Annotated in this window: 18 protein-coding genes; 11 read left to right on the top strand and 7 right to left on the bottom strand. The window is 63.1% G+C overall.

The window, feature by feature from the left end; genetic code table 11:
* Positions 1–113 precede the first annotated feature (113 nt).
* Positions 114–2174, top strand: a complete 2061-nt coding sequence (locus tag ACSSU5_RS24675; RefSeq protein WP_492560095.1) for a TonB-dependent receptor — start codon at positions 114–116, stop codon at positions 2172–2174.
* 44 nt (positions 2175–2218) lie between these two features.
* On the opposite strand, the gene ACSSU5_RS24670 is transcribed toward ACSSU5_RS24675, so the two are convergent.
* Together ACSSU5_RS24670 and ACSSU5_RS24665 are read right to left on the bottom strand one after the other, a co-directional pair.
* Entirely contained in the window at positions 2219–3130 is a 912-nt protein-coding gene (locus ACSSU5_RS24670; RefSeq protein WP_492560094.1) for a LysR family transcriptional regulator, read from the bottom strand.
* 156 nt (positions 3131–3286) lie between these two features.
* The gene (locus ACSSU5_RS24665; RefSeq protein WP_492560093.1) at positions 3287–3943 is read right to left on the bottom strand and encodes an HAD family hydrolase; all 657 of its coding nucleotides are present in this window, start codon (positions 3941–3943) and stop codon (positions 3287–3289) included.
* A 92-nt stretch (positions 3944–4035) separates the two neighbouring features.
* Here ACSSU5_RS24665 and lexA point away from each other — a divergent pair, with 92 nt between their 5' ends.
* Genes lexA through ACSSU5_RS24645 form a run of 4 tightly spaced genes read left to right on the top strand, consistent with a single transcriptional unit; the run spans position 4036 to position 9775 of the window.
* The gene (gene lexA / locus ACSSU5_RS24660; protein WP_492560092.1) at positions 4036–4653 is read left to right on the top strand and encodes a transcriptional repressor LexA; all 618 of its coding nucleotides are present in this window, start codon (positions 4036–4038) and stop codon (positions 4651–4653) included.
* Positions 4653–5267: a translesion DNA synthesis-associated protein ImuA gene (gene imuA, locus ACSSU5_RS24655; RefSeq protein WP_492560091.1), complete on the top strand. Its 615-nt coding sequence runs from the start codon at positions 4653–4655 to the stop codon at positions 5265–5267. Before lexA ends, imuA begins: the two co-directional genes overlap by 1 nt.
* 12 nt (positions 5268–5279) lie before the next feature.
* On the top strand, positions 5280–6698 hold the full coding sequence (locus ACSSU5_RS24650) for a Y-family DNA polymerase (RefSeq protein ID WP_492560090.1): 1419 nt from the start codon (positions 5280–5282) through the stop codon (positions 6696–6698).
* The gene (locus tag ACSSU5_RS24645) at positions 6695–9775 is read left to right on the top strand and encodes an error-prone DNA polymerase (protein WP_492560089.1); all 3081 of its coding nucleotides are present in this window, start codon (positions 6695–6697) and stop codon (positions 9773–9775) included. Before ACSSU5_RS24650 ends, ACSSU5_RS24645 begins: the two co-directional genes overlap by 4 nt.
* A 16-nt stretch (positions 9776–9791) precedes the next feature.
* On the opposite strand, the gene ACSSU5_RS24640 is transcribed toward ACSSU5_RS24645, so the two are convergent.
* Entirely contained in the window at positions 9792–10613 is an 822-nt protein-coding gene (locus ACSSU5_RS24640) for an aldo/keto reductase (protein ID WP_264313207.1), read from the bottom strand.
* The gene (locus tag ACSSU5_RS24635; protein WP_492560088.1) at positions 10601–11506 is read right to left on the bottom strand and encodes a LysR family transcriptional regulator; all 906 of its coding nucleotides are present in this window, start codon (positions 11504–11506) and stop codon (positions 10601–10603) included. Before ACSSU5_RS24635 ends, ACSSU5_RS24640 begins: the two co-directional genes overlap by 13 nt.
* A 140-nt stretch (positions 11507–11646) precedes the next feature.
* On the opposite strand from ACSSU5_RS24635, the gene ACSSU5_RS24630 reads away from it, so the two are divergent.
* The 5 genes from ACSSU5_RS24630 (at position 11647) to ACSSU5_RS24610 (ending at position 16019) form a co-directional block, all read left to right on the top strand.
* Positions 11647–12345 (top strand): CoA transferase subunit A, encoded by a 699-nt coding sequence (locus ACSSU5_RS24630; protein ID WP_264313209.1) that lies wholly within the window; start codon positions 11647–11649, stop codon positions 12343–12345.
* A 35-nt stretch (positions 12346–12380) separates the two neighbouring features.
* Positions 12381–13037, top strand: a complete 657-nt coding sequence (locus ACSSU5_RS24625; RefSeq protein WP_264313210.1) for a CoA transferase subunit B — start codon at positions 12381–12383, stop codon at positions 13035–13037.
* A gap of 136 nt (positions 13038–13173) precedes the next feature.
* Positions 13174–14592: a short-chain fatty acid transporter gene (locus tag ACSSU5_RS24620; RefSeq protein WP_264313211.1), complete on the top strand. Its 1419-nt coding sequence runs from the start codon at positions 13174–13176 to the stop codon at positions 14590–14592.
* 97 nt (positions 14593–14689) lie between these two features.
* The gene (locus ACSSU5_RS24615) at positions 14690–15232 is read left to right on the top strand and encodes a helix-turn-helix domain-containing protein (RefSeq protein WP_264313212.1); all 543 of its coding nucleotides are present in this window, start codon (positions 14690–14692) and stop codon (positions 15230–15232) included.
* Between the two features lie 10 nt (positions 15233–15242).
* Entirely contained in the window at positions 15243–16019 is a 777-nt protein-coding gene (locus ACSSU5_RS24610) for an AraC family transcriptional regulator (protein WP_492560087.1), read from the top strand.
* On the opposite strand, the gene ACSSU5_RS24605 is transcribed toward ACSSU5_RS24610, so the two are convergent.
* Positions 16004–16585 (bottom strand): LysE family translocator, encoded by a 582-nt coding sequence (locus ACSSU5_RS24605; RefSeq protein ID WP_264313214.1) that lies wholly within the window; start codon positions 16583–16585, stop codon positions 16004–16006. The genes ACSSU5_RS24610 and ACSSU5_RS24605 overlap by 16 nt on opposite strands.
* A 250-nt stretch (positions 16586–16835) precedes the next feature.
* Between ACSSU5_RS24605 and ACSSU5_RS24600 the strand changes: the two genes are divergently transcribed.
* Positions 16836–18407: a TerC family protein gene (locus tag ACSSU5_RS24600; RefSeq protein ID WP_492560086.1), complete on the top strand. Its 1572-nt coding sequence runs from the start codon at positions 16836–16838 to the stop codon at positions 18405–18407.
* Here the strand turns inward: ACSSU5_RS24600 and rarD are convergent.
* The gene (rarD, locus tag ACSSU5_RS24595; RefSeq protein ID WP_492560085.1) at positions 18370–19257 is read right to left on the bottom strand and encodes an EamA family transporter RarD; all 888 of its coding nucleotides are present in this window, start codon (positions 19255–19257) and stop codon (positions 18370–18372) included. The two genes, ACSSU5_RS24600 and rarD, sit on opposite strands and share 38 nt — an antisense overlap.
* Before the next feature lie 33 nt (positions 19258–19290).
* Complete coding sequence (locus ACSSU5_RS24590) at positions 19291–20877, bottom strand: EAL domain-containing protein (RefSeq protein WP_264313217.1); 1587 nt, start codon at positions 20875–20877, stop codon at positions 19291–19293.
* Positions 20878–21074 lie beyond the last annotated feature (197 nt).

Raw genomic sequence — 21074 nt, 5'->3', positions numbered from 1 at the left:
CGTTATCAATAGTATTTAATTTACATTCCCTTTACATCAGACTCCGCCCCGCCAGCGCCAAAGTGCGTGCATGCATACAGAAAAAAAACAGCAATCTGTCGAAGGAGCGGGGCGTGAATTTGATGAAAAGTACTCTGGCGCTGGCGGTGGGCTCAGCCCTGTGCCTGGCGAACAATGCCTGGGCGGCGGCGCAAGAGGGGGCCGTCCAGCTGGATGCGATCACGGTGACCGGGGAGAAGATCAACCGCACCTTGGAGCAGACCCAGTCGAGTGTCGTGGTGATCACCGACAAGCAGCTGCGGGAAAAAGAAGACCACAGCCTGGTCGATGTGCTTGCCCGTACCCCCGGTGTCTACAACCAGTCCGGCAATGAAAACTGGGGTATCCGCGGGGTGCCAGTGTCGGGCTTCGACGATCAGGGCCCGGCCACGCTGAACGGGGCGGTGTCAGTGTTCGTCGACGGTGCCGTGCAGCCGAACCGTTCACTGACCCTCAGCCCCATGCCGCTCTGGGATGTCGAACAGGTCGAAGTGTTCCTTGGCCCGCAGTCCACCACCCAGGGCCGTAACTCCCTGGCCGGTGCGGTGGTCATCCAGACCCGCAACCCGACCTTCGAGCCGAGCCTTTCGGCGCAGACCAACGTAGGGAACTACGGCGAACAGGGTGCGGCGGTAGCCGGTGGTGGCGCACTGGTCGACAACAAGATCGCCGGGCGCATCGCCGTGGACTACCAGGAAGGTGACGGCTACATCGACAACAGCACCCTGCACGACGATGCCAACCCTACCCGCACGGCCAATGCCCGGGGCAAGTTGCTGATCCTGCCCAGTGACGACCTCGACATCCTGTTGACCTATGCTCACGGCGAAAGCCGCAAGGGCGATAACACGGTCATGCGTGAAAACGGCAAGGTCCGTTATTACAAGATGACCTCCAACACCAAGGCCTTCGATAAGCTCGAACAGGACACGGTCAGCGCCAAGGTCGACTACCGCCTCGACGACTACTGGTCGCTGACCAGCCTCACGGCCAACACGCGCTCGGACTACGACGCCCGCCTGGACTTCGACCAATCGGCGGACGCCAACGAGGTAGTGCTGCGGCAACAGGACGGCAACCTGTTCAGCCAGGAGCTGCGCCTGAACTACACCGGCGATACGCTCAAGAGCTTCGTGGGTGCCTACTACGGGCACAACACTAACGATTTCCATGACCGACTGCTGTTCGACGAGCGTTTGTTCGGTACGGCCAAAGGCAATACCACCATCAAGAACACCGCGCTGTTCGGCGAGATCAACTGGACGTTCGTGCCGCGCTGGACGCTGATTACCGGATTGCGTTACGACCATGAGACCAACGACACGGACATCGACCAGGACGATTTCTCCAGCCCTGGCAAGGTCAGCAAATCGTTCAATACGGTGCTGCCCAAGCTTGGCCTGGACTATGAGCTGGCCGAAGGGCAGTACCTGGGCTTCATGGTGCAAAAAGGCTATCGCGGCGGTGGCGTGAACATGCGTGCCGGGGGTGGGCATCAGGCCTACGACCCGGAATACACCACCAACTACGAACTGTCGTACCGTGGCAGCTTCCTCGACGGCTCCCTGCGTACCCGGGCCAACCTGTACTACACCGACTGGAAGGACCAGCAGGTCAGTGTGCTGGACCCGAATACCGAGTTCCTGCATGTATTCAACGCCGGCAGTAGCGACATCAAGGGCCTGGAAGTGTCTGTCGAGAAAGACTTCGGCGCACAGTTGACCCTGAACGCCGCCGCCTCGGTCACCGACGGCACCTACAAAGATTTCGTCACCGGCGATGGCCGCGACATGAGCGGTGAAGACTTCCTCTATTCGCCCAAGTACAAGCTGTCGCTGGGTGCGACCTACCGATGGAACGAGCGCCTGACCCTCAACACCGACCTTGTGTACCAGAGCACATCGCCTTCGGAATACGAATTCGATGACGCAGGCCACGTCACGGGCGAGCGCCGCAGTGACAACTACTGGCTGGTCAATTTCAACACCGAGTACAAGATCACCCGCAATATCGCGTTGTCCGGCTTCGTGAAGAATGCCTTCGACAAGGAGTACATCACCAACAACCGCAGCGGCGACATTCTCGATGTCGGGGCTCCGCGTACCGTGGGCCTGGCGTTGCGTTACGACCTCTAGGTCAGGTAGCTGAGTGCCTGCAGTGGCCTGCCAGCCCTGCAGGCCTAGTTTTCGCGGCTGTACATCCTGCATTCCGCCAGCAACGCCAGCAGGTTCGGTTCCCGTTCCCGGGCCTTCAGAAACACCACGCCGATATGCTGCTGCAGGCGATAGCGCGGCTGCAGGGCAATCAGCTTCACCCGGTTCTCGTAGACCGCCGCGATCCGCCCTGGCAGCAGGGCAAAGCCCACGCCCGAGCTGACCATGCTCAGCAGGGTGAAGATATCGTTCACCTGCATGGCCACCTTCGGCTCGAACCCGGCCTGCTGGAATACCCGCGCCCCATCACGGTGGGTGGCAAAGCCTTGGGTCAGGGTGATGAACGTGGAGTCGGCCAGGTCTGCAAGGTCCACCTCGGCGTGTTCGGCAAAGGGCGAGTCGGTGGGCACGGCGAGGAAGATGTCGTCGGAGAACAGCGGCAATTGCTCGCAGGCGGGGTCACTGACGCTTTCGTCGAGCGATACCAGAACTGCTTCCAGTTCGTGGTTTTTCAGGCGCTGTAGCAGGTCGACGTTCGAGCCCAGGGTCAGGTCGATGTTGAGCTCGCTGCGGCGCAATTTGAGGCCCATGACCAGTTTTGGCACGGTCTTCACCGTCAGCGAATAGAGGGCGCCCAGGCGGAAACGTTCGGCATAGAACCCGGCGGCTTCACGGGTCTGGCGGACCATCTGCTCGGCGTCCTGGATTAGCTGACGGGCTTTTTTCTCCAGTACGTAGGCGCTCTCAAGTGGGATCAGCTGGCGGCCTTCGTGCTTGAACAGGGGGCAGCGCAGGGCGCTTTCCAGCGAGTGGATGGCGCGGTGCACGCTGACGGCGCTGGTGGACAGTTCGGCGGCGGCGCGGCCGAGGTTGCCAGTGCGCATGAAGGCGAGGAAGGTTTGCAGTTTCTTGAGGGTCAGTTCTTCGTCGATGAGCATGGGCGGCCTGGTAGGTGGGGCTGCAGTTGGGGGTTATAGCATCAAGGTGCAGGGGTTGAGTTTTTTGGCGCCTGGGAGATCAAGCGCCGCCCGCGCGGCGCTCGATCTCACAGGCGCCATAGAACTCAATTCATACACCAGCGCTTCCAGCGCCAATCACCCCATCGATTCAATCAACGCCCACAACCGCAGATCATCAAAGTCATTGATCACCAGCCCAGCCCCCGCAGCCATCAGGCGTTCGGCAGTCTGTGTGGTGGCAATCCCAACCGTAAAGATCCCCGCCCCGCTGGCAGCCCTGACCCCAGGCAACGAGTCCTCGAAGGCCAGCGCCTGCCCGGCCTGGGCCCCAAGCCGCTGCAGCCCGGTGAGGTAGGGCAGAGGGTCCGGCTTGGCCCGTTCTAGCTCCTCGGCCACCAACACATGCTCGAAGCGCGCCCCCAGCCCCATGGCCTGCAGCATGTGCTCGGCATTGAGCCGGGGTGCGTTGGTCACCACGCACATCCCCAGGCCACAGGCCTGGCCGTGCTCCAGCAAGCGCAAAAGGCCCGGCATGGGCTCAAGCGACGGCGCCAGAGAGCGGAACAGCGCCTCCTTGCGATCAGCCAGGGCCAGGCATTGCTGCGGGCTGGCATCGGCAAACAGCTCGGCGAACAGTTCGCCATTGGCCCGGCCACTGACCTGCGCATCGAACTGGGCCTGGGTCAGTTCACGGCCATCATGCTCATGCAGCAACTGGCGGAAAGCCTGCAGGTGCAGGGTATCGGTATCGGTGAGGGTTCCGTCGAGGTCGAACAGCAGGGCAGTCAGCATCAGGTATCCAGGTATGAAAAACACAAGCCCGACGATCATAACCAAAGCTGACGACGAAGGGGGCTGGTCAGTGCGTCGCGAAAAGAGTACAAATGTGCTCCATGGACAATCTGACCCCCAAACGCCGCGCCATTCTCGAATTCATTCGTGAGCGCATCGCCGACCACGGCCAGCCCCCGAGCCTCGCCGATATCGCCACGCGCTTCGGCTTTGCCTCGCGCAGCGTCGCGCGCAAACACATCACCGCCCTGTGCCAGGCCGGTTATATCGACGTTACGCCCAACCAGGCGCGGGGCATTCGCCTGGCCCAACCGTTGCGCCGCCCGGAAATCCTCGAAGTGCCGGTGCTGGGCCAGGTCGCCGCGGGTGCCCCGATCGGCCCGGACCTCGGCATCCACGAGCAGTTGCTGCTCGACCCCAGCCTGTTCCGGCGCACGCCTGATTACCTGCTGAAGGTACGCGGCGACTCGATGGTCGACGACGGCATCTTCGACGGCGACCTGGTCGGTATTCGTCAACAGGGCGAGGCCCGTGACGGGCAAGTCGTGGTCGCCCGCCTGGACGGCGAAGTGACCATCAAGCGCTTGCAGCGCCAACCTGGCGGTTACCGGCTGTTGCCGCGCAACCCGGCCTATGCGCCGATCGATGTGGGCCCTGAGCAGGAGTTCTTCATTGAAGGCGTGTTCTGCGGCCTGCTGAGGCGCGACTGATGGGCGCGGTGGTCGATCTCGACAGGCTGCTCGACCAGCGCCAGGTCTGGCGCGGGCGGCAGGTTCAGGCCCGGCCCCAGGGGGTGCAGCCGACCGGCCATGCCGCGCTCGACCAACGCCTGCCCGAGGGGGGATGGCCGGCCGCAGCGCTCAGCGAACTGCTGCTGGCCAGCCCCGGTTGCGGTGAGCTGCAGCTGCTGTGGCCTTCGCTGGCCCGCATTACAGCCGAAGGCGGGCGGGTGGTGCTGGTCGCGCCACCGTTCATTCCCTTCGCCCCGGCCTGGCAAGCAGCGGGGGTGGATTTACGTTGGCTGGTCCAAATTGCCGCCGAGCCGGTCGATGCACTTTGGGCGGCTGAGCAGTGCCTGCGTTCCGGTAGTTGTGCAGCCGTGCTGTGCTGGCCAGAACGCGCCGACGATCGGGCACTGCGGCGTCTGCAAGTGGCCGCTGAAACCGGCCAGGCGCTGGCTTTCGCCTGCCGCCCACAGCAGGCGGCACACAACCCGTCACCGGCTGCCCTGCGCATTGCCATCGATACCCGACCGGCACAGTGGCGTGTGCTCAAGAGCCGGGGTGGCATGCCGCCCGCGCAACCCATCGCGCTACCTGGTTGAGGGTGATGCATCATGCTCTGGGCTTGCATTCTGCTGCCACAGCTGGCGCTGGACACCGTCCTGCGCGAGCGTGACAACCCTGATACGCCACTGGTGCTGATTGGCGGCCCAACGCAGCGCCGTGTCGTGCAGGCGGTCAACCCCGCTGCCGCTGCACTTGGCCTGCGTGCCGGGCAAACCCTGACCACGGCGCGCGCCTTGGCCGATGGTTTCACGTGCACAGAGGCCGATGCTAACCGCATCGAACAGTTGCAACAGCTACTGGCGGCCTGGGCCTACCGCTTCAGCGCGCAGGTGAGCCTGCATTACCCAAGGGCGCTGCTGCTGGAAGTAGGCTCCAGCCTGCAATTGTTTGGCCCCTGGCCGCTGTTCGAGGCACGCTTGCGTCAGGAACTCAGCGAGCTGGGCTTGCGTCAGCGCATCGTGCTGGCCAGTAACCCAGTGGCGGCACGCATGCTCGCCAACGGCCACGATGGCTTGGCAGTGACCTGTGCCGAACAGACGCGCGCGGTGCTGGCGCGCATGCCCATCGACCGTGTCGGGCTGCCTCAGGAGGCCGCCGAGGCCTTTGCCCGGATGGGGTTGCGCCAGCTTGGCCAGGTCATGGCGTTGCCTCGTGATGCCCTGGCCAAACGCTTTTCTGCCCAGGTCCAGCTGCACCTGGACCAATTGCTCGGCCTGCGCAGCCTGGGGCTGGATTTCTACCAGCCACCGGACCGCTTCGAAGCACGCCTGGAGTTGAACTTCGACGTTGAGTCGCACCAGGCCCTGCTGTTTCCGCTGCGCAGAATGCTCAACGACCTGGGCGCGTTCCTGGCCGGGCGCGATTGTGGCGTGCAACGTTTTTGTCTGCACCTGGAGCATGCCGAGGGGGCGGACACGCTGCTCAAGGTTGGCCTGCTGGCGGCAGAGCGTGACCTAGCCATGCTCTTCGAGTTGGCAAAAGGGCGCATGGAACCGCTGCAGATTCGCGCCCCCGTGCGCAATCTGCGGTTGGTCGCCGATGACCTGCCACCCTTCGTGCCCCAGCACCAGGCGCTGTTCGACCCCCGTGCTCAGCAAGCGCAGCCCTGGGAACAGTTGCGTGAACGGTTGCGCGCGCGGTTGGGCGATGAAGCGGTAAAGGGGCTGAGCGCCGAGGGCGACCATCGCCCCGAGTGCGCCTGGCAAACGGCGGAGCAGGGCGCACAAGGCAGCCTGCCGGTGATGCCGGGTAGCCGTCCCGGCTGGCTGCTGCCGGCTCCCCTGGCGCTGGAGGAGGCTGGCCACCGCTTGTTGGGGCAGGCCGAGCGCATCGAGTCCGGGTGGTGGGACGGTGGCGACGTGCGCCGCGACTATTACCGCATCGAAACCCGCGAGGGCCTGCGCGGCTGGGCCTATCGCGACCTCAGCCAGCCAGGCCCCCTGTGGCTGCAAGGCTGGTTCGCATGATTACGCCCGGGTATGCCGAGTTGCATTGCCTGTCGAACTTCAGCTTCCAGCGCGGTGCATCGAGTGCCGATGAGCTGTTCCGGCGTGCCCGCGAGCAGGGTTATCAAGCCTTGGCGATCACCGATGAATGCACCTTGGCCGGTATCGTCCGCGCCTGGCAGGCCGCCAAGGCGCATCAACTGCAACTGATCGTCGGCAGCGAAATACGCTTGCAGGATGGCCCCAGGCTCGTTCTGCTGGTGGAAAACCTCACGGGCTACCAGAGCCTGTGCGCACTGGTTACCCGCGCCCGTCGGCGGGCGGAAAAGGGCGAGTACCACGTGTTCGCCGATGACCTGCATCAGCATCATCAAGGGTTGCTGGCGCTGTGGGTCGCCGAGGACACCGACGACCCTGCGCCAGGCCGGTGGCTGCACTCCGTGTTCGCCGAGCGGTTGTGGCTGGCGGTGCACCTGCACCGTGGCAGTGACGACGACGTGCGCCTTGGCAAGCTTCGCGAGCTGGCGGGCAAGGTGGGTATTCGCGCCGTGGCCTGCGGCGACGTGCACATGCATGTACGCGGTCGTCGCGCCCTGCAGGATTGCATGACCGCGATCCGCCAGCATTGTCAGGTGGCTCAGGCCGGGCGCTACCTGTTCGCCAATGGCGAGCGTCACCTGCGTACCCAGGAGCAGTTGCAGGCGCTCTACCCGGACGACCTGCTGGCCGAGACGTTAATCATCGCCCAGCGCTGCCGTTTCGATTTGAGCGAACTGAAATACCAGTACCCGCGCGAACTGGTGCCTGAAAACCACACGCCCGCGAGCTGGCTGCGTGAGCTGTGCGAGCGCGGCTTGCCGATGCGTTGGCCGGGGGGGCCGAGCGACAAGGTGCGCGAGGTGCTGGCAAGGGAGCTGGCGCTGATCGAGGAGCTGGCCTACGAAAGCTACTTCCTGACCGTACACGATATTGTCGCTTATGCTCGCAGCCAGCAGATTCTCTGCCAGGGGCGGGGCTCGGCAGCCAACTCGGTGGTGTGCTTCGTGCTGGGGATCACCGAACTTGACCCCATGGAGCATCGCTTGCTGTTCGAGCGCTTCCTGTCACGCGAGCGCAACGAGCCGCCCGACATCGATGTGGATTTCGAGCACGACCGCCGCGAGGAGGTCATTCAGTATGTGTTTCGTCGTTACGGTCGGCATCGGGCCGCACTCACTGCCGTGGTCAACACCTACCATGCTGCCGGTGCGGTGCGTGATGTGGCGCGGGTACTGGGGCTGCCGGCCGATCAGGTGGATGCACTGGCCAAGTGCTGTGGCCGCTGGAGTGACCGTATCCCCGATGCGCAACGCCTGGCCGAGGCCGGTTTCGAGGCCAGCAGCCCGTCATTGCGGCGGGTGCTGATTCTGGCCGGTGAGCTGATCGGCTTTCCCCGGCACCTGTCGCAACACCCCGGCGGCTTCGTCATTTCGCAGCAACCGCTGGATCAACTGGTGCCGGTGGAAAACGCCGCGATGCAAGACCGCACCGTGATCCAGTGGGACAAGGACGACCTGGACATGGTCGGGCTGCTCAAGGTCGATGTGCTGGCCCTGGGCATGCTCAGCGCCTTGCGCCGCTGCTTCGACCTGCTGCAGCGCCACCGAGGCAGGCACCTGACGTTGGCGAGCATTCCGGCCGAGGACCCGGCCACCTACGCGATGATCAGCCGTGCCGAGACCATGGGTGTGTTCCAGATCGAATCACGGGCGCAGATGGCCATGTTGCCTCGGCTCAAGCCCAACACGTTCTACGACCTGGTCATCGAGGTGGCCATCGTACGCCCCGGGCCGATCCAGGGCGACATGGTGCACCCGTATTTGCGCCGGCGTCTGAAGCAGGAACCGGTCACGTACCCTTCGCCTAAATTGCAGGACGTATTCGAGCGTACCCTGGGTGTGCCGCTGTTTCAGGAGCAGGTGATGGAACTGGCCATGGTGGCTGCAGACTACAGCCCAGGCGAGGCCGACCAGCTACGCCGCAGCATGGCCGCCTGGAAACGCCATGGTGGGTTGGAGCCGCACCGTGAACGGCTGATACAGGGCATGCTGCGCAATGGTTACGAATTGGCGTTCGCCGAGCGCATCTTCGAACAGATCAAGGGCTTTGGCAGCTATGGCTTCCCGGAATCCCATGCGGCCAGTTTCGCCTTGCTGTGCTATGCGAGCAGTTGGCTCAAATGCCATGAGCCGGCCATTTTTACCTGCGCGTTGGTCAACAGTTGGCCCATGGGCTTCTACAGCCCGGACCAACTGCTGCAAGAGGCCAGGCGCCAGGGTGTCGAGGTACGGCCGGTGGACGTGTTTCACAGTGAATGGGATTGCACACTTGAGCCGGTAGCTGAACGTGACCTGGCCATACGCCTGGGGTTGCGGCAGATCCGTGGCTTTGCCGAAGTCGATGCCCGGCGCCTGGAGCAGGCGAGGGCGCAACGGCCGTGGCGCGATGTCGAGGATTTGTGCCTGCGAGCAGGGCTCGACCACCGCGCCCGAGCACGTCTGGCCGATGCCGGGGCACTGAAGGCCCTGGCGCGTGACCGCCACCAGGCGCGCTGGCAGGTGGCGGCCGTACAACCGCAACTGCCCTTGTTCGCGGAAGTAGAAGCGTTACCGGAGGCGGCGGTGGATCTACCCGCGCCGACCGTGGGTGAAGACCTTGTCACCGATTATCAGACCTTGGGGACCACGCTTGGGCCACACCCGTTGACACTGCTACGCCCACGCTTGCGCGCGTTGGGCTGTCGCAGTTCGCACGAGCTCTCGGCTGTCGAGCATAGCGACAGCATTGCCGTGGCGGGGCTGGTAGTGGGCAGGCAACGCCCGCAGACCGCCAGTGGAGTCACGTTCGTGACCTTGGAGGATGAGTACGGCATGGTCAATGTGGTGGTGTGGCGTGACTTGGCCGAACGGCAGCGGCGGGCGTTGGTGGGGGCGCAATTGCTCAAGGTGAGTGGGCGGCTGGAGCAGGAGAATGGCGTGCGCCACCTGATTGCGCGGCGGTTGGAAGATGTCAGCCCCTTGCTACAGGGGCTGGATGTGCGGAGCCGGGATTTTCACTAACCCCACCGGGGCAGATTCAGACCATCGCCAACCGCTGCTTGCGGGTGGGCGCCGGGAACACCCGGTCGATGGCCCGTAGGTCCTCGCTGCTCAGGGTCAACAAGCCTGACGCCGCATTCAGCCGCACATGCTCCGGCGCTACCGCCTTGGGAATGGCAATCACGCCATCGTCACGGGTTACCCATGCCAGGCTCACCTGGGCCGGTGTGGCGCCATGGCGCTCGGCGATTTCAGCCAGCACCGGATGCTGCAGCAACCGCCCGGCCTGGGCCAATGGGCAATACGCCATGGTCGGCAAGGCGCGCTTCTGGCTCCACGGCAGCAGGTCGAATTCGATGCCGCGTTGCGCCGGGTTGTACAGCACCTGATTGGTGGCGCAATCGGGGTTGTGCAGCTCGCGCAAATCATCGACGTCGAAGTTGGACACTCCCCAGCGCTTGATCTTGCCTTGCTCGCGCAGGCGCTCGAATGCCTCGACCGTTTCCTCCAGTGGGTACTGGCCACGCCAGTGCAGCAGGTACAGGTCGATGCAGTCGGTGTCCAGGCGCTTGAGGCTACGCTCGCAGGCCGCAGGTATGCCTCGCGTGCTGGCATTGTGCGGGTAGACCTTGCTGACCAAAAATACCTGATCGCGGCGCCCGGCGATGGCCTGGCCAACCACTTCCTCCGCGCCGCCCTCGGCATACATTTCAGCGGTATCAATCAGGCTCAAGCCCAGCTCGATACCCTGTTGCAGGGCAGAAACCTCAGCCGCCCGGCGGCCGGGGTCTTCACCCATGTACCAGGTGCCCTGGCCAATGGTCGGAACGCTTGAACCTGCCAGTTTCACGTATCGCATGTCACCTCCGGGATCTGGGTATGGGCAAGCAGTACCTCAAGCAGCGCTTGCGCTGCGGTGGACAGCTTGTGTTCGCTGAGGGCAATCACACCCATGCGCCGCTCGACCGCTGGCTCGACCAGGGGCACGCAGCGGGCGCCGAGCTCCTGCATCTGGTTGATGCACAGTGCCGGTACCGCGCTGACGCCCAGGCCACTGGCGACCATACGGCCGACGGTCGACAATTGATGGCTCTCGAACGCCACCGCAAGCTTGCCATGGCTGGCCGCGACGTTCTGTTCCATCAACAGGCGAACCGCCGACGGGCGCTGCAAGGCGATGAAGTCTTCGGCCAGCAATTGCGCCCAACTGACCTGAGGCAACACGGCCAGTGGCGAGTCGGCGGGTACCACGGCGACGAAGCGGTCCATGTAGAGCGGGTAGAAGTCCAGGCCATCGGTGTTGTCCGGTTCGAAGCCGATGCCCAGTTCGACGCGACGGTGGCGCACCAGTTCCTGTACCTGCTCGTTGATCACGTCGTGCACGGTGACGTTGACCTTCGGGTAGCGTTGGCGAAACACCTTGAGCGAGTGCGGCAGCAGGTTGCCTGCAAAGGCCGGTATGGCCGCCACCGAAACGCGGCCAAGTTGCAGGGTGAAACGCTGGCGCAGCATTTCTTCGGTGTCGTCCCAGTCGGCCAGCAGGCGCCGAGCCAGTGGCAGCAGCACTTCACCTTCGGCAGTCAAGCTGACGCTGCGGGTGGTGCGGCTGAGCAGGGCGCCGCCAAGGTTTTCTTCCAGGGCCTTGATGGTCAGGCTCAACGCCGGTTGTGAGACGTGCAGATGCTCGCCGGCCTGGGCGAAGCTCTGGTACTTGGCCACGGCGACGAAGGCGCGCAGTTGCTTGACGTTCATGACAGGCTCGACAGTTGTTTTAAAAAAGTTATCAATCGATGATGAAAACAAAATTAACAAATCAGTCGTCTAAGGTGAAGATGTGCCCACACGCTCACCGACAGCCTCGTCGGTTCAACAACTACAAAAGGCGGATCAACATGGCCGGACTGGACAAGCGCGTAGCAACGTATGAAGAGGCCCTCGACGGCCTGACCGATGATATGACGGTACTGGCCGGTGGCTTTGGCCTGTGCGGCATTCCAGAGAACCTCATCAGCGAGATCAAGCGTCGTGGCGTCAAAGGCCTGACCGTGGTCTCCAACAACTGCGGTGTCGATGGTTTCGGCCTGGGTGTACTGCTGGAAGACCGGCAGATTCGCAAGATGATCGCCTCCTACGTTGGCGAGAACGCCGAATTCGAACGTCAGTTGCTCAGCGGCGAACTGGAAGTCGAACTCACGCCCCAAGGTACCCTCGCCGAGAAAATGCGCGCTGGCGGCGCCGGCATCCCGGCCTTCTACACAGCTACCGGCTACGGCACCCCGGTCGCCGATGGCAAGGAGGTGCGTGAATTCAAGGGCCGCCACTACATTCTCGAAGAATCCATCACCGGTGACTTCGCCATCGTCAAGGGCTGGAAGGCCGACCACTACGGCAACGTGGTGTACCGCAACACTGCGCAAAACTTCAACCCGCTGGCGGCCACTGCCGGCAAGATCACCGTGGTCGAAGTGGAAGAGATCGTCGAACCGGGCGTGCTGCTGCCCAGCGAGATCCACACCCCCGGTATTTTCGTTGACCGCGTGATTGTCGGTACCTTCGAAAAGCGTATCGAAAAGCGCACCGTCAAGGCCTGAGCGCCATCCTTCAGAACAACAAAGAGATCCTGACCATGGCACTGACCCGCGAACAGATGGCGCAACGCGTCGCCCGTGAACTGAAGGACGGCTACTACGTCAACCTGGGTATTGGTATTCCGACCCTGGTGGCCAACTACGTACCTGCCGACATGGATGTGATGTTGCAGTCGGAGAACGGCTTGCTCGGCATGGGCGAATTCCCTACTGAGAGCACGATCGATGCCGACATGATCAACGCCGGCAAGCAGACTGTCACCGCCCGCCGTGGCGCCTCGATCTTCGATTCGGCGCAGTCGTTCGCCATGATCCGAGGCGGCCACGTCGACCTCACGGTGCTCGGCGCCTTTGAAGTGGATGTGCACGGCAACATCGCCTCGTGGATGATCCCCGGCAAGCTGGTCAAGGGCATGGGCGGCGCCATGGACCTGGTGGCCGGAGCCGACAACATCATTGTCACCATGACCCACGCGTCCAAGGACGGCGAGTCCAAACTGCTGCCGCGCTGCAGCCTGCCGCTGACCGGTGCCGGCTGCATCCGCAAGGTGCTGACTGACCTTGCCTACCTGGAAATCGACGATGGCGCGTTCATCCTGCGCGAGACAGCGCCGGGGGTGAGCGTTGAAGAAATCATCGAGAAGACCGCTGGCAAGCTGATCGTGCCGGATGATGTGAAAGAAATGACCTTCTAACCCCTGCTGTGATCACCGACCCTGTGGAAGCGGGCTTGCCCGCGAATGCCGACGCATTCGCGGGCAAGCCCGCTTCCACAGGGTTTTGCTGTTGCTTCAAGATCCGTCCGATAAAACCAATAAAAGGAAGTTGACTGTGGCCGCTGAAATCCAAGACAGCCGCTCCGCCCGCTTTGCCCTGCGCTGCTCCAACTGGGCCGAACGCTGGTTCCCTGATTCCTGGGTATTCGCCGCCCTTGCTGTGGTGCTGGTGTGCGTGGGTGCGCTGGCCATGGGGGCCAAGCCGACCGACACCGCCAAGGCGTTCGGCGATGGCTTCTGGAGCCTGATCCCGTTCACCATGCAGATGGCGTTTGTGGTCATCGGCGGCTATGTGGTGGCCAGTTCGCCGCCTGCCGCGCGGCTGATCGACCGCTTGGCACGCATCCCCAAAAACGGCCGCTCGGCCGTGTGCTGGGTGGCGCTGATCTCGATGCTGGCTTCGTTGCTCAACTGGGGCCTGTCGCTGGTGTTCGGTGGCCTGCTGGTGCGCGCCCTGGCACGGCGCACGGACCTGAAAATGGACTACCGCGCTGCCGGCGCTGCCGCATACCTGGGCCTTGGCGCGGTATGGGCGCTGGGCCTTTCGTCTTCAGCGGCGCAACTGCAGGCCAACCCGGCCAGCTTGCCACCGTCGATCCTGTCGATCACGGGGGTGATTCCGTTCACCGAGACCATCTTCCTCTGGCAGTCCGGCGTCATGCTGGCGGCGCTGGTGATCGTATCGCTGGTGGTTGCCTATGCCACCGCGCCTGGCCCGAACAGCGCGCGTACCGCGCAACAATGCGGTGTTGACCCAAGCTTTACCGCGCCAACACCTGCCCAGCGCAGCCGGCCCGGCGAGTGGCTGGAGTACAGCCCGATCCTGACCTTGCTGCTGGTGGCCCTGGCCGGTGGCTGGCTGTACCAGGAGTTCGCCACCAAGCCTGCTATCACCGCCATCTCCGGGCTGAACACTTACAACTTCCTGTTCATCATGCTGGGTGCCTTGCTGCACTGGCGCCCGCGCAGCTTCCTGGATGCCGTGACCCGTGCCGTGCCGACCACTACCGGGGTGCTGATCCAGTTCCCTTTGTATGGCTCGATCGCGGCGATCCTTACCCAGGTCAAGGGCGTGGATGAGCAGACATTGGCCCATCACATTTCCACCTTCTTCGTGCAGATTGCCTCCCACGACACCTATGCGGTGCTGATGGGCGTGTATTCGGCAGTACTGGGCTTCTTCATCCCCTCGGGCGGTGGCAAGTGGATCATCGAGGCGCCGTATGTGATGCTGGTGGCCAATGACTTGCAATACCACCTGGGCTGGGCGGTGCAGATCTACAACGCCGCCGAGGCGCTGCCGAACCTGATCAACCCGTTCTACATGTTGCCATTGCTGGGCGTGCTGGGGCTCAAGGCGCGCGACCTGATCGGCTTCTCGTTCGTGCAGTTGCTGGTGCATGCGCCGTTGGTGCTGGTGTTGCTGTGGGCGTTGGGTACCACCTTGCAGTATGTGCCGCCCGTGATGCCTTGAGAATTTGCCAGGTCTCGGCCAGCATTTCGCGTGCAGTCCACGTATCATCGGCGTGCGCGAACCTTGCACCTGCCTTCGCCTGGGAAACCTGCGTCACATGTCTATCCGATTGAAACTGTTAAGAAAGAAACTGGGGCTCACCCTGGAAGTGCTGGCCGAAAAAACCGGTATGACCAAAAGCTACCTGTCCAAGGTCGAGCGCGGCCTGAACACGCCGTCGATCGCTGCGGCGCTGAAGTTGGCGCGCGCGCTGAACGTGAACGTCGAAGAACTGTTCGCAGAGGAGCACACCGCGCAGAGCCGTTACAGCCTGGTGCGTCAGGGTGAGCGCCAGGCCCTGGTGGGCGACGGCCAAGGGCCGGGGTATGCGGCGCTCACCAGCCAGGTGGGGCAGCGCAGCCTGTTGCCGTTCCTGATCCAGCCGCCTACCGAGTTCAGCGACCCGACGTTCAAGGAACACCAGGGCGAGGAGTTTTTGTTCGTTCATGCAGGGCTGGTGGAGGTGGATTTCATGAACGAGCGGGTGCTGCTGGAGCAGGGTGACGCCTTGCACTTCAACGCCCAGACCCCGCACCGGCTACGTTCGGTCGGTCCGCAGCCGGCGCAGTTGCTGGTTGTGGTGCACGACGACGGCGAGTGAGGGCAGGGCGATGATCGAAGTGTCGCGGTTCTGGCGTGATCCGGCATTGCCCTTCGTCGAGGCCCGGCGCGTAGGGGACGGGCGCCAGGTGTGCTACGCCGCCCATTCCCATGAGAGCTTTTCCATCGGCGTCATCACCGGTGGGCGCAGCACCTACCTGAGCGGCGGCAGCCGTGTCGACGTCAGCGCTGGCACCACGGTGCTGATGAACCCTGGGGTGGTGCACACCTGCAACCCCATCGAGGGGCAAGCGTGGTCCTACCTGATGATGTTCGTCGACCTGCCGTGGTTGCAGGCGCTGGGTTTTCAGTTGCCGGCGCAGACATGCAGCACCTCGCCGGTACTCTACAAGCGCTTGCTTCAGGTATTTGCAGACCTGTTCGACGACGACCTGCCTGATCGCGAAGGCAGGCTTGCAGCCTTCTATGCCTCACTGCCCGGTTTGCTGGAGGATGCGCCGAGTGTGGCCGTGCCGGACCACGCGGGGCTGGAGGCTGCCGCAGCCTTCATCCGTGCGCACCGTACCGACCCGTTAAGCCTTGAAGACATCTGCGGCGCCTGCGGTTTATCCCGCTCCTACCTGATTCGCGTGTTTCGCCAGCGTTTTGGTTTGACGCCCCACGACTACTTGCTTGACCAGCGTGTGCAGCATGCCCGTACGCAATTGCGTCAGGGCCGGTCGATTGCCGAGGCGGCGCAGGACGCGGGGTTCGCCGACCAGGCGCACCTGCAACGTGCCTTCAAGCGGCACTTGGCAGCGACGCCGGGGCATTATCGCAACAGATAAACCGCGCTACCCACCAGCAAGACGGCCAGCCCCCGGTTCAACAAGCGCATATGCCCAGGGTTGCCAAGGTACTGACGAATCACGCTGCCTGCCCAGGCCCAGCTGGCCACCGAAACAAAACAGATCGGCCCATAGATCCAGGTGAACAGCCACAGCAGTTGCTGTTCGCCGCCGGTATAGGCACCGACACCCGCCACCGCCGCCAACCACGCCTTGGGGTTGAGCCATTGCATCGCCGCGCCGTGCCAGGCCGAGGGCGCATTCTGTTGATCCTCGCTACTTAGCCGGCCATCGTCGCTGGCCAGTTTCCAGGCCATGTACAGCAAAAAAGCCACCCCACCCCAGTGCAGCAGCACGCCCAGCAGCGGCCAGCGCAACAACAGTTCATGCAGGCCCAGCCCGACCAGTACCAGCAGCAGGCAGAAACCAAGGGTTGCACCGGTTACATGCCACAGGCTGGCGCGCAGGCCATGGCGGGCACCGCTGCCCAGGGCGACGATGTTGACCGGGCCAGGGGAGATCGAGGCCGCCAGGGCGAAAGCGGCCATGGAAAGAGACAGACTCATGAGGGCAATCCAGGTGGTGGAAGTTGACGCTAATCTTCAGGCGCAGGGCGTCAGCCGTATTGAATGAAAGTCCCCTGTTACAGGTTTTGCAATAGTTTCTCGCTGTCCGAAAAACCTGCTGTGATTGTAGGATCTCTTACCCAATTTCTATTCAGGTAACTATGAGCAGCTTCGCGGAGCCCCCCAGTTTCTGGCCTTCCTGGCCATCCTTCACCTGTCCTCGTGACGCTTCCCTTGTGAGTACCCGCTAATGGAATGGCTAGCCGACCCCACGGCCTGGCTAGGCCTGTTGACGCTTATCGTCCTCGAGCTGGTGCTGGGTATCGACAACCTGGTGTTCATCGCCATCCTGGCCGACAAGTTGCCGCCCCATCAGCGCGACCGCGCGCGGATCATCGGCTTGAGCTTGGCGCTGATCATGCGCTTGGGCCTGTTGGCGAGTATCTCGTGGATGGTGACACTCACCGCGCCGCTGATTGAGGTGTTCGGCAAGAGCTTCTCGGGCCGTGACCTGATCATGCTGTTCGGTGGTGTCTTCCTGCTGTTCAAGGCCACCATGGAGCTGCACGAGCGGCTTGAAGGGCATGTCACCCAGGCCAGCGGTGCGGTACGCCACGCGGCGTTCTGGCCAATCGTTGCGCAGATCGTCGTGCTCGATGCGGTGTTCTCGCTGGACGCCGTGATCACGGCGGTGGGCATGGTCGAGCAGCTGTCGATCATGATGATCGCGGTGATCTTCTCGATCGGCATCATGATTGTCGCCAGCAAGCCGCTGACCCGCTTCGTCAACGCCCACCCGACCGTGATCATGCTGTGCCTGGGCTTCTTGATGATGATCGGTTTCAGCTTGACTGCCGAAGGTCTGGGTTTCCATATTCCGAAAGGCTACCTATACGCGGCCATCGGCTTCTCGATTCTGATCGAGGTGTTCAACCAGCTGGCCCGCGCGCGCCGCAAGCGCAGCCTGCAGCAGCACCGGCCACTGCGTGAGCGCACTGCCCATGCGGTGCTACGCCTGCTGGGTGGCCGTCGGGTCGAGGCCGACGAGGTGGGCGAGGAAATCGCCGACCTGGTCGAAGGTGGGGGTGAAGAGGTGCTGTTCGACCGCCGTGAGCGGGTGATGATCAGTGGCGTGCTTAACCTTGCCGAGCGCCCGATCCGTACGGTGATGACCGCGCGTGCCGAAGTCGATGTGATCGACCTTGCGCAACCGGCCGCGGCCATTTCCGAGGCCTTGGCCAACTCGCCTTACTCGCGCCTGCCGCTGATCCGCGATGGCCGCATCGATGAGCCACTGGGTTTCGTGCACAAGAAGGAGCTGCTCAAGGAGTTGCTGTCGGGTAGCCAGCCAGATCTGGAGCGCATGGCGCGGACCCCGTTGAATCTGCTGGAAAGCTTCAGCATCCTCAACGCGCTTGAACAGATGCGCGGTCAATCGACCCATATCGCCTTCGTGGTCAACGAATTCGGTGATTTCACCGGCCTTTTGACCATGACCGATATCCTTGAGTCGATTGCCGGCGAACTGCCGGATGCAAGCGAGGTAGAGGGCCCAGGGATCGTTGAAGAAGGTAATGGTTTTGTCGTCAGCGGCGCCCTGAACCTCAGCCAGCTCCAGGCGCGTACCGGCTTCAGCGCCCGCGCCACCGAGGACTACCAGACCCTCGCGGGCCTGGTGATGAGCTTGCTGGATCGCCTGCCGGTGGTAGGGGATCGCCTGGCCTGGAATGGCTGGATCATGACCGTGGAGGCTGTCGAAGAACGGCGGGTGCGCCAGGTACGGCTTATACCGAACGGCGACGCTGACGCAGCAGGTGCTTGAAACCTTCGACCACCAACACCAGCACTGCGGCCCAGATCGGCAGGTAGGTCAGCCACTGATCCGGGCCGATGCTTTCACCCAGCAACAGGGCCACGCCCACCAGCAATACCGGCTCGACGTAGCTGAGCAGGCCAAACAGGCTGAACGGCAACAGACGGCTGGCCAGCACGTAGGCGATCAGGGCAGAAGCACTGATCGCCCCCAGTACTGGGATCAAGGCGTAAAGGCCAGGGTGGGCCTGCAGGTCAGCAGGTGACAACGGCCCCTGGATCACGAAGTACAGGGCCCACGGCAACAGCAGGCACATGTCGCACCACAGGCCACCCAGATGGTCGGTGCGGCAGCGTCGGCGCAGCACGAAGTAGATTGGGTAACCGATCATCACCACCAGGGTTTCCCAGGCGAAGCTGCCATGCTGGTAGAGCTCGTGCCCGACGCCCAGCGCGGCGCAGCACACGGCCACCTTCTGCAGGTGGGACAGGCGCTCACCGTAGACCAGGCGCCCGGTCAATACCATGGTCAGCGGCAGCAGGAAGTAACCCATCGACACCTCCAGGCTGCGCCCGTGCAGCGGCGCCCACAGGAACAGCCACAGTTGCACCCCCATCAGCCAGGACGTACCGACCATCCCCAGCAGCAGCGCCGGGGTGCGTCGTACCCGCGCCAGCAGCTCGCCGACCCGTTTCCAGTCCTTCGAGGCAAGCATGAACAGGGTGAGGCAGGGCAGCGTCAACAGCGTGCGCCAGCCAAAGATCTCTTCGCCATCGAGCGGCGTGAGCAGGGAGGTATAGAAGTACATCACGGCAAACAAGCAGGACGCCATGACCGATGAAAGGATACCTTTTGACACGAGTGCCTCGATTAGGGGAGTTGAGCGGCTGGATCAGCCGCGCATGATCTCAGGGGGCGCGTCCTGCGGCAACCGCGAGACACCAGGGCGAGCGGCCAACGCTTCGAGAAAGGCGTCCGGCGGCATGGGCTTGGCGAACAGGTAGCCTTGTTGAAAGTCCACACCGTGCCGGGCCAGGTAGTCGCGTTGGGTCTCGGTTTCGACGCCTTCGGCGACGATGCCCAGGCCCAGTTTGCCCGACAGCTCGATGATGGTGTCGAGGATGTGCAGCGACAGTGCGTCGCCGCCGATCATGGCGACGAAACTCTGGTCGATCTTCAGGTAGTCGACCTTGAATTGACGCAAGTAGTTGAGGCTCGACTGGCCAGTGCCGAAATCGTCGAGGGCAATCATCACGCCCATCTCATGCAGTTTTTCAAACAGCTCCAGGGTTACCGGGGTGGCTTCTATCAGCTTGCGCTCGGTCAACTCCAGGGTCAGCGCCACCCGGCCTGGCGGGAAATGCTGAAGAAAGGTCCGGCAGTCGTCGAGCAGGCTCAGGTCGCGGCAATGGTCAGCGGTGATGTTGATGCCAATATGGAAACCGTCCTCGAGCAGCGCGGCATACGGCGCCAGGCTCTGCGCGGTATGCAGCATCAGCGCGCGGGTCATGGCGACGATCTGGCCGCTGTGTTCGGCGTAGGGGATGAACAGGTCGGGGCGCACCAGGCCTTCACGGGGGTGGTTCCAGCGCATCAGCACTTCGGCACCGGCCCAGTGGTAATCACCCTTGCGTACCACGGGCTGGAAGTACGGTAGAAACTCGTCGGCCTCCAGGGCCCGCTGCAGTTCGGCGCGTGGCGAGGTGGCACGGCGGACCTGCCAATGGCACGCAACCCCGGCCACCGCACCGAGTATCAGCAGCAGGCTGAGCAGGGCAGGGTAGTGGTTGAGCAGCAGTTGGCCTTGCTTGTCGGCGCCATAGCCGCCGTACACGCTGAACGGGTAACGCGTCGAGCTCAGCATCACCGCGGCAGTCGCCGCCGTGGGCGGTGAGCCTTCGTGGACGACACCGTCCTTGCCCATCCAGTTGTTGCCAACGCGGATCTGCAGTGTTTCATCCGGGCCGATAAGCCGCAGCGCCGTGAGCAAGTGGTCGCCATCCACGGTGCTGATCGCACCGCGATCGCCGTCGCTGGCCCGATACACCAGCAGGGCATGGCCCGGCGTTACCGAGTTACCATCCATCAACCACAGCGTGCCGCTGGCGTAGTCGCCGGCGTCGACGGCCTCATCGAACTCACCGAACAGCGAGGAACAATACAGCGTGTTGTGCTGGAACAGGTTGGTGGACCGCACGAACGCGTTACGTGTGACCTGGCCGCGCAGGGCCAGTTGCACCTGCTCGCATGGGCTGCCCGCCAACGGCAGCAGTGCTTGTGCGGTATTGGACGCTGTGTCGAGTATGCGTTCGACATGGGCGATCACCTGAGCGGTGGTGGCATGGCTGTCGGCACGCAGCTCACGGTCGATCTGCCAATTCATGACCCCCAGGCCGCAGGCCACCGGGAGTACCCCGATCGCCAAAGGGAGCAGGTTGCGCCAACTCCAGCCGGCGCGGCGTTTACGGGTAAGGGGCATACTGGCCTAATCTGATGAAGATAACGTGCAGAGAATAGCCGCTTGTCGGGGAGGGTGGCGAACTAAAGCGCGACAAAGCAATTTACGCAATGTAGAATCCGGTTACGAATACAACAATAAGGTTCTCCACATCCGGAGAATCAAGCCCGCCGAGAATGGGTCCATATGACAAACCATGGGTTCAAACTGATCATTGG

It is taken from the genome of Pseudomonas sp. E1MeOHC2 (genome assembly GCF_058745025.1).
Note: the sequence above shows the minus strand (reverse complement) of the source record. Positions and strands in the feature narration are given on the sequence as shown.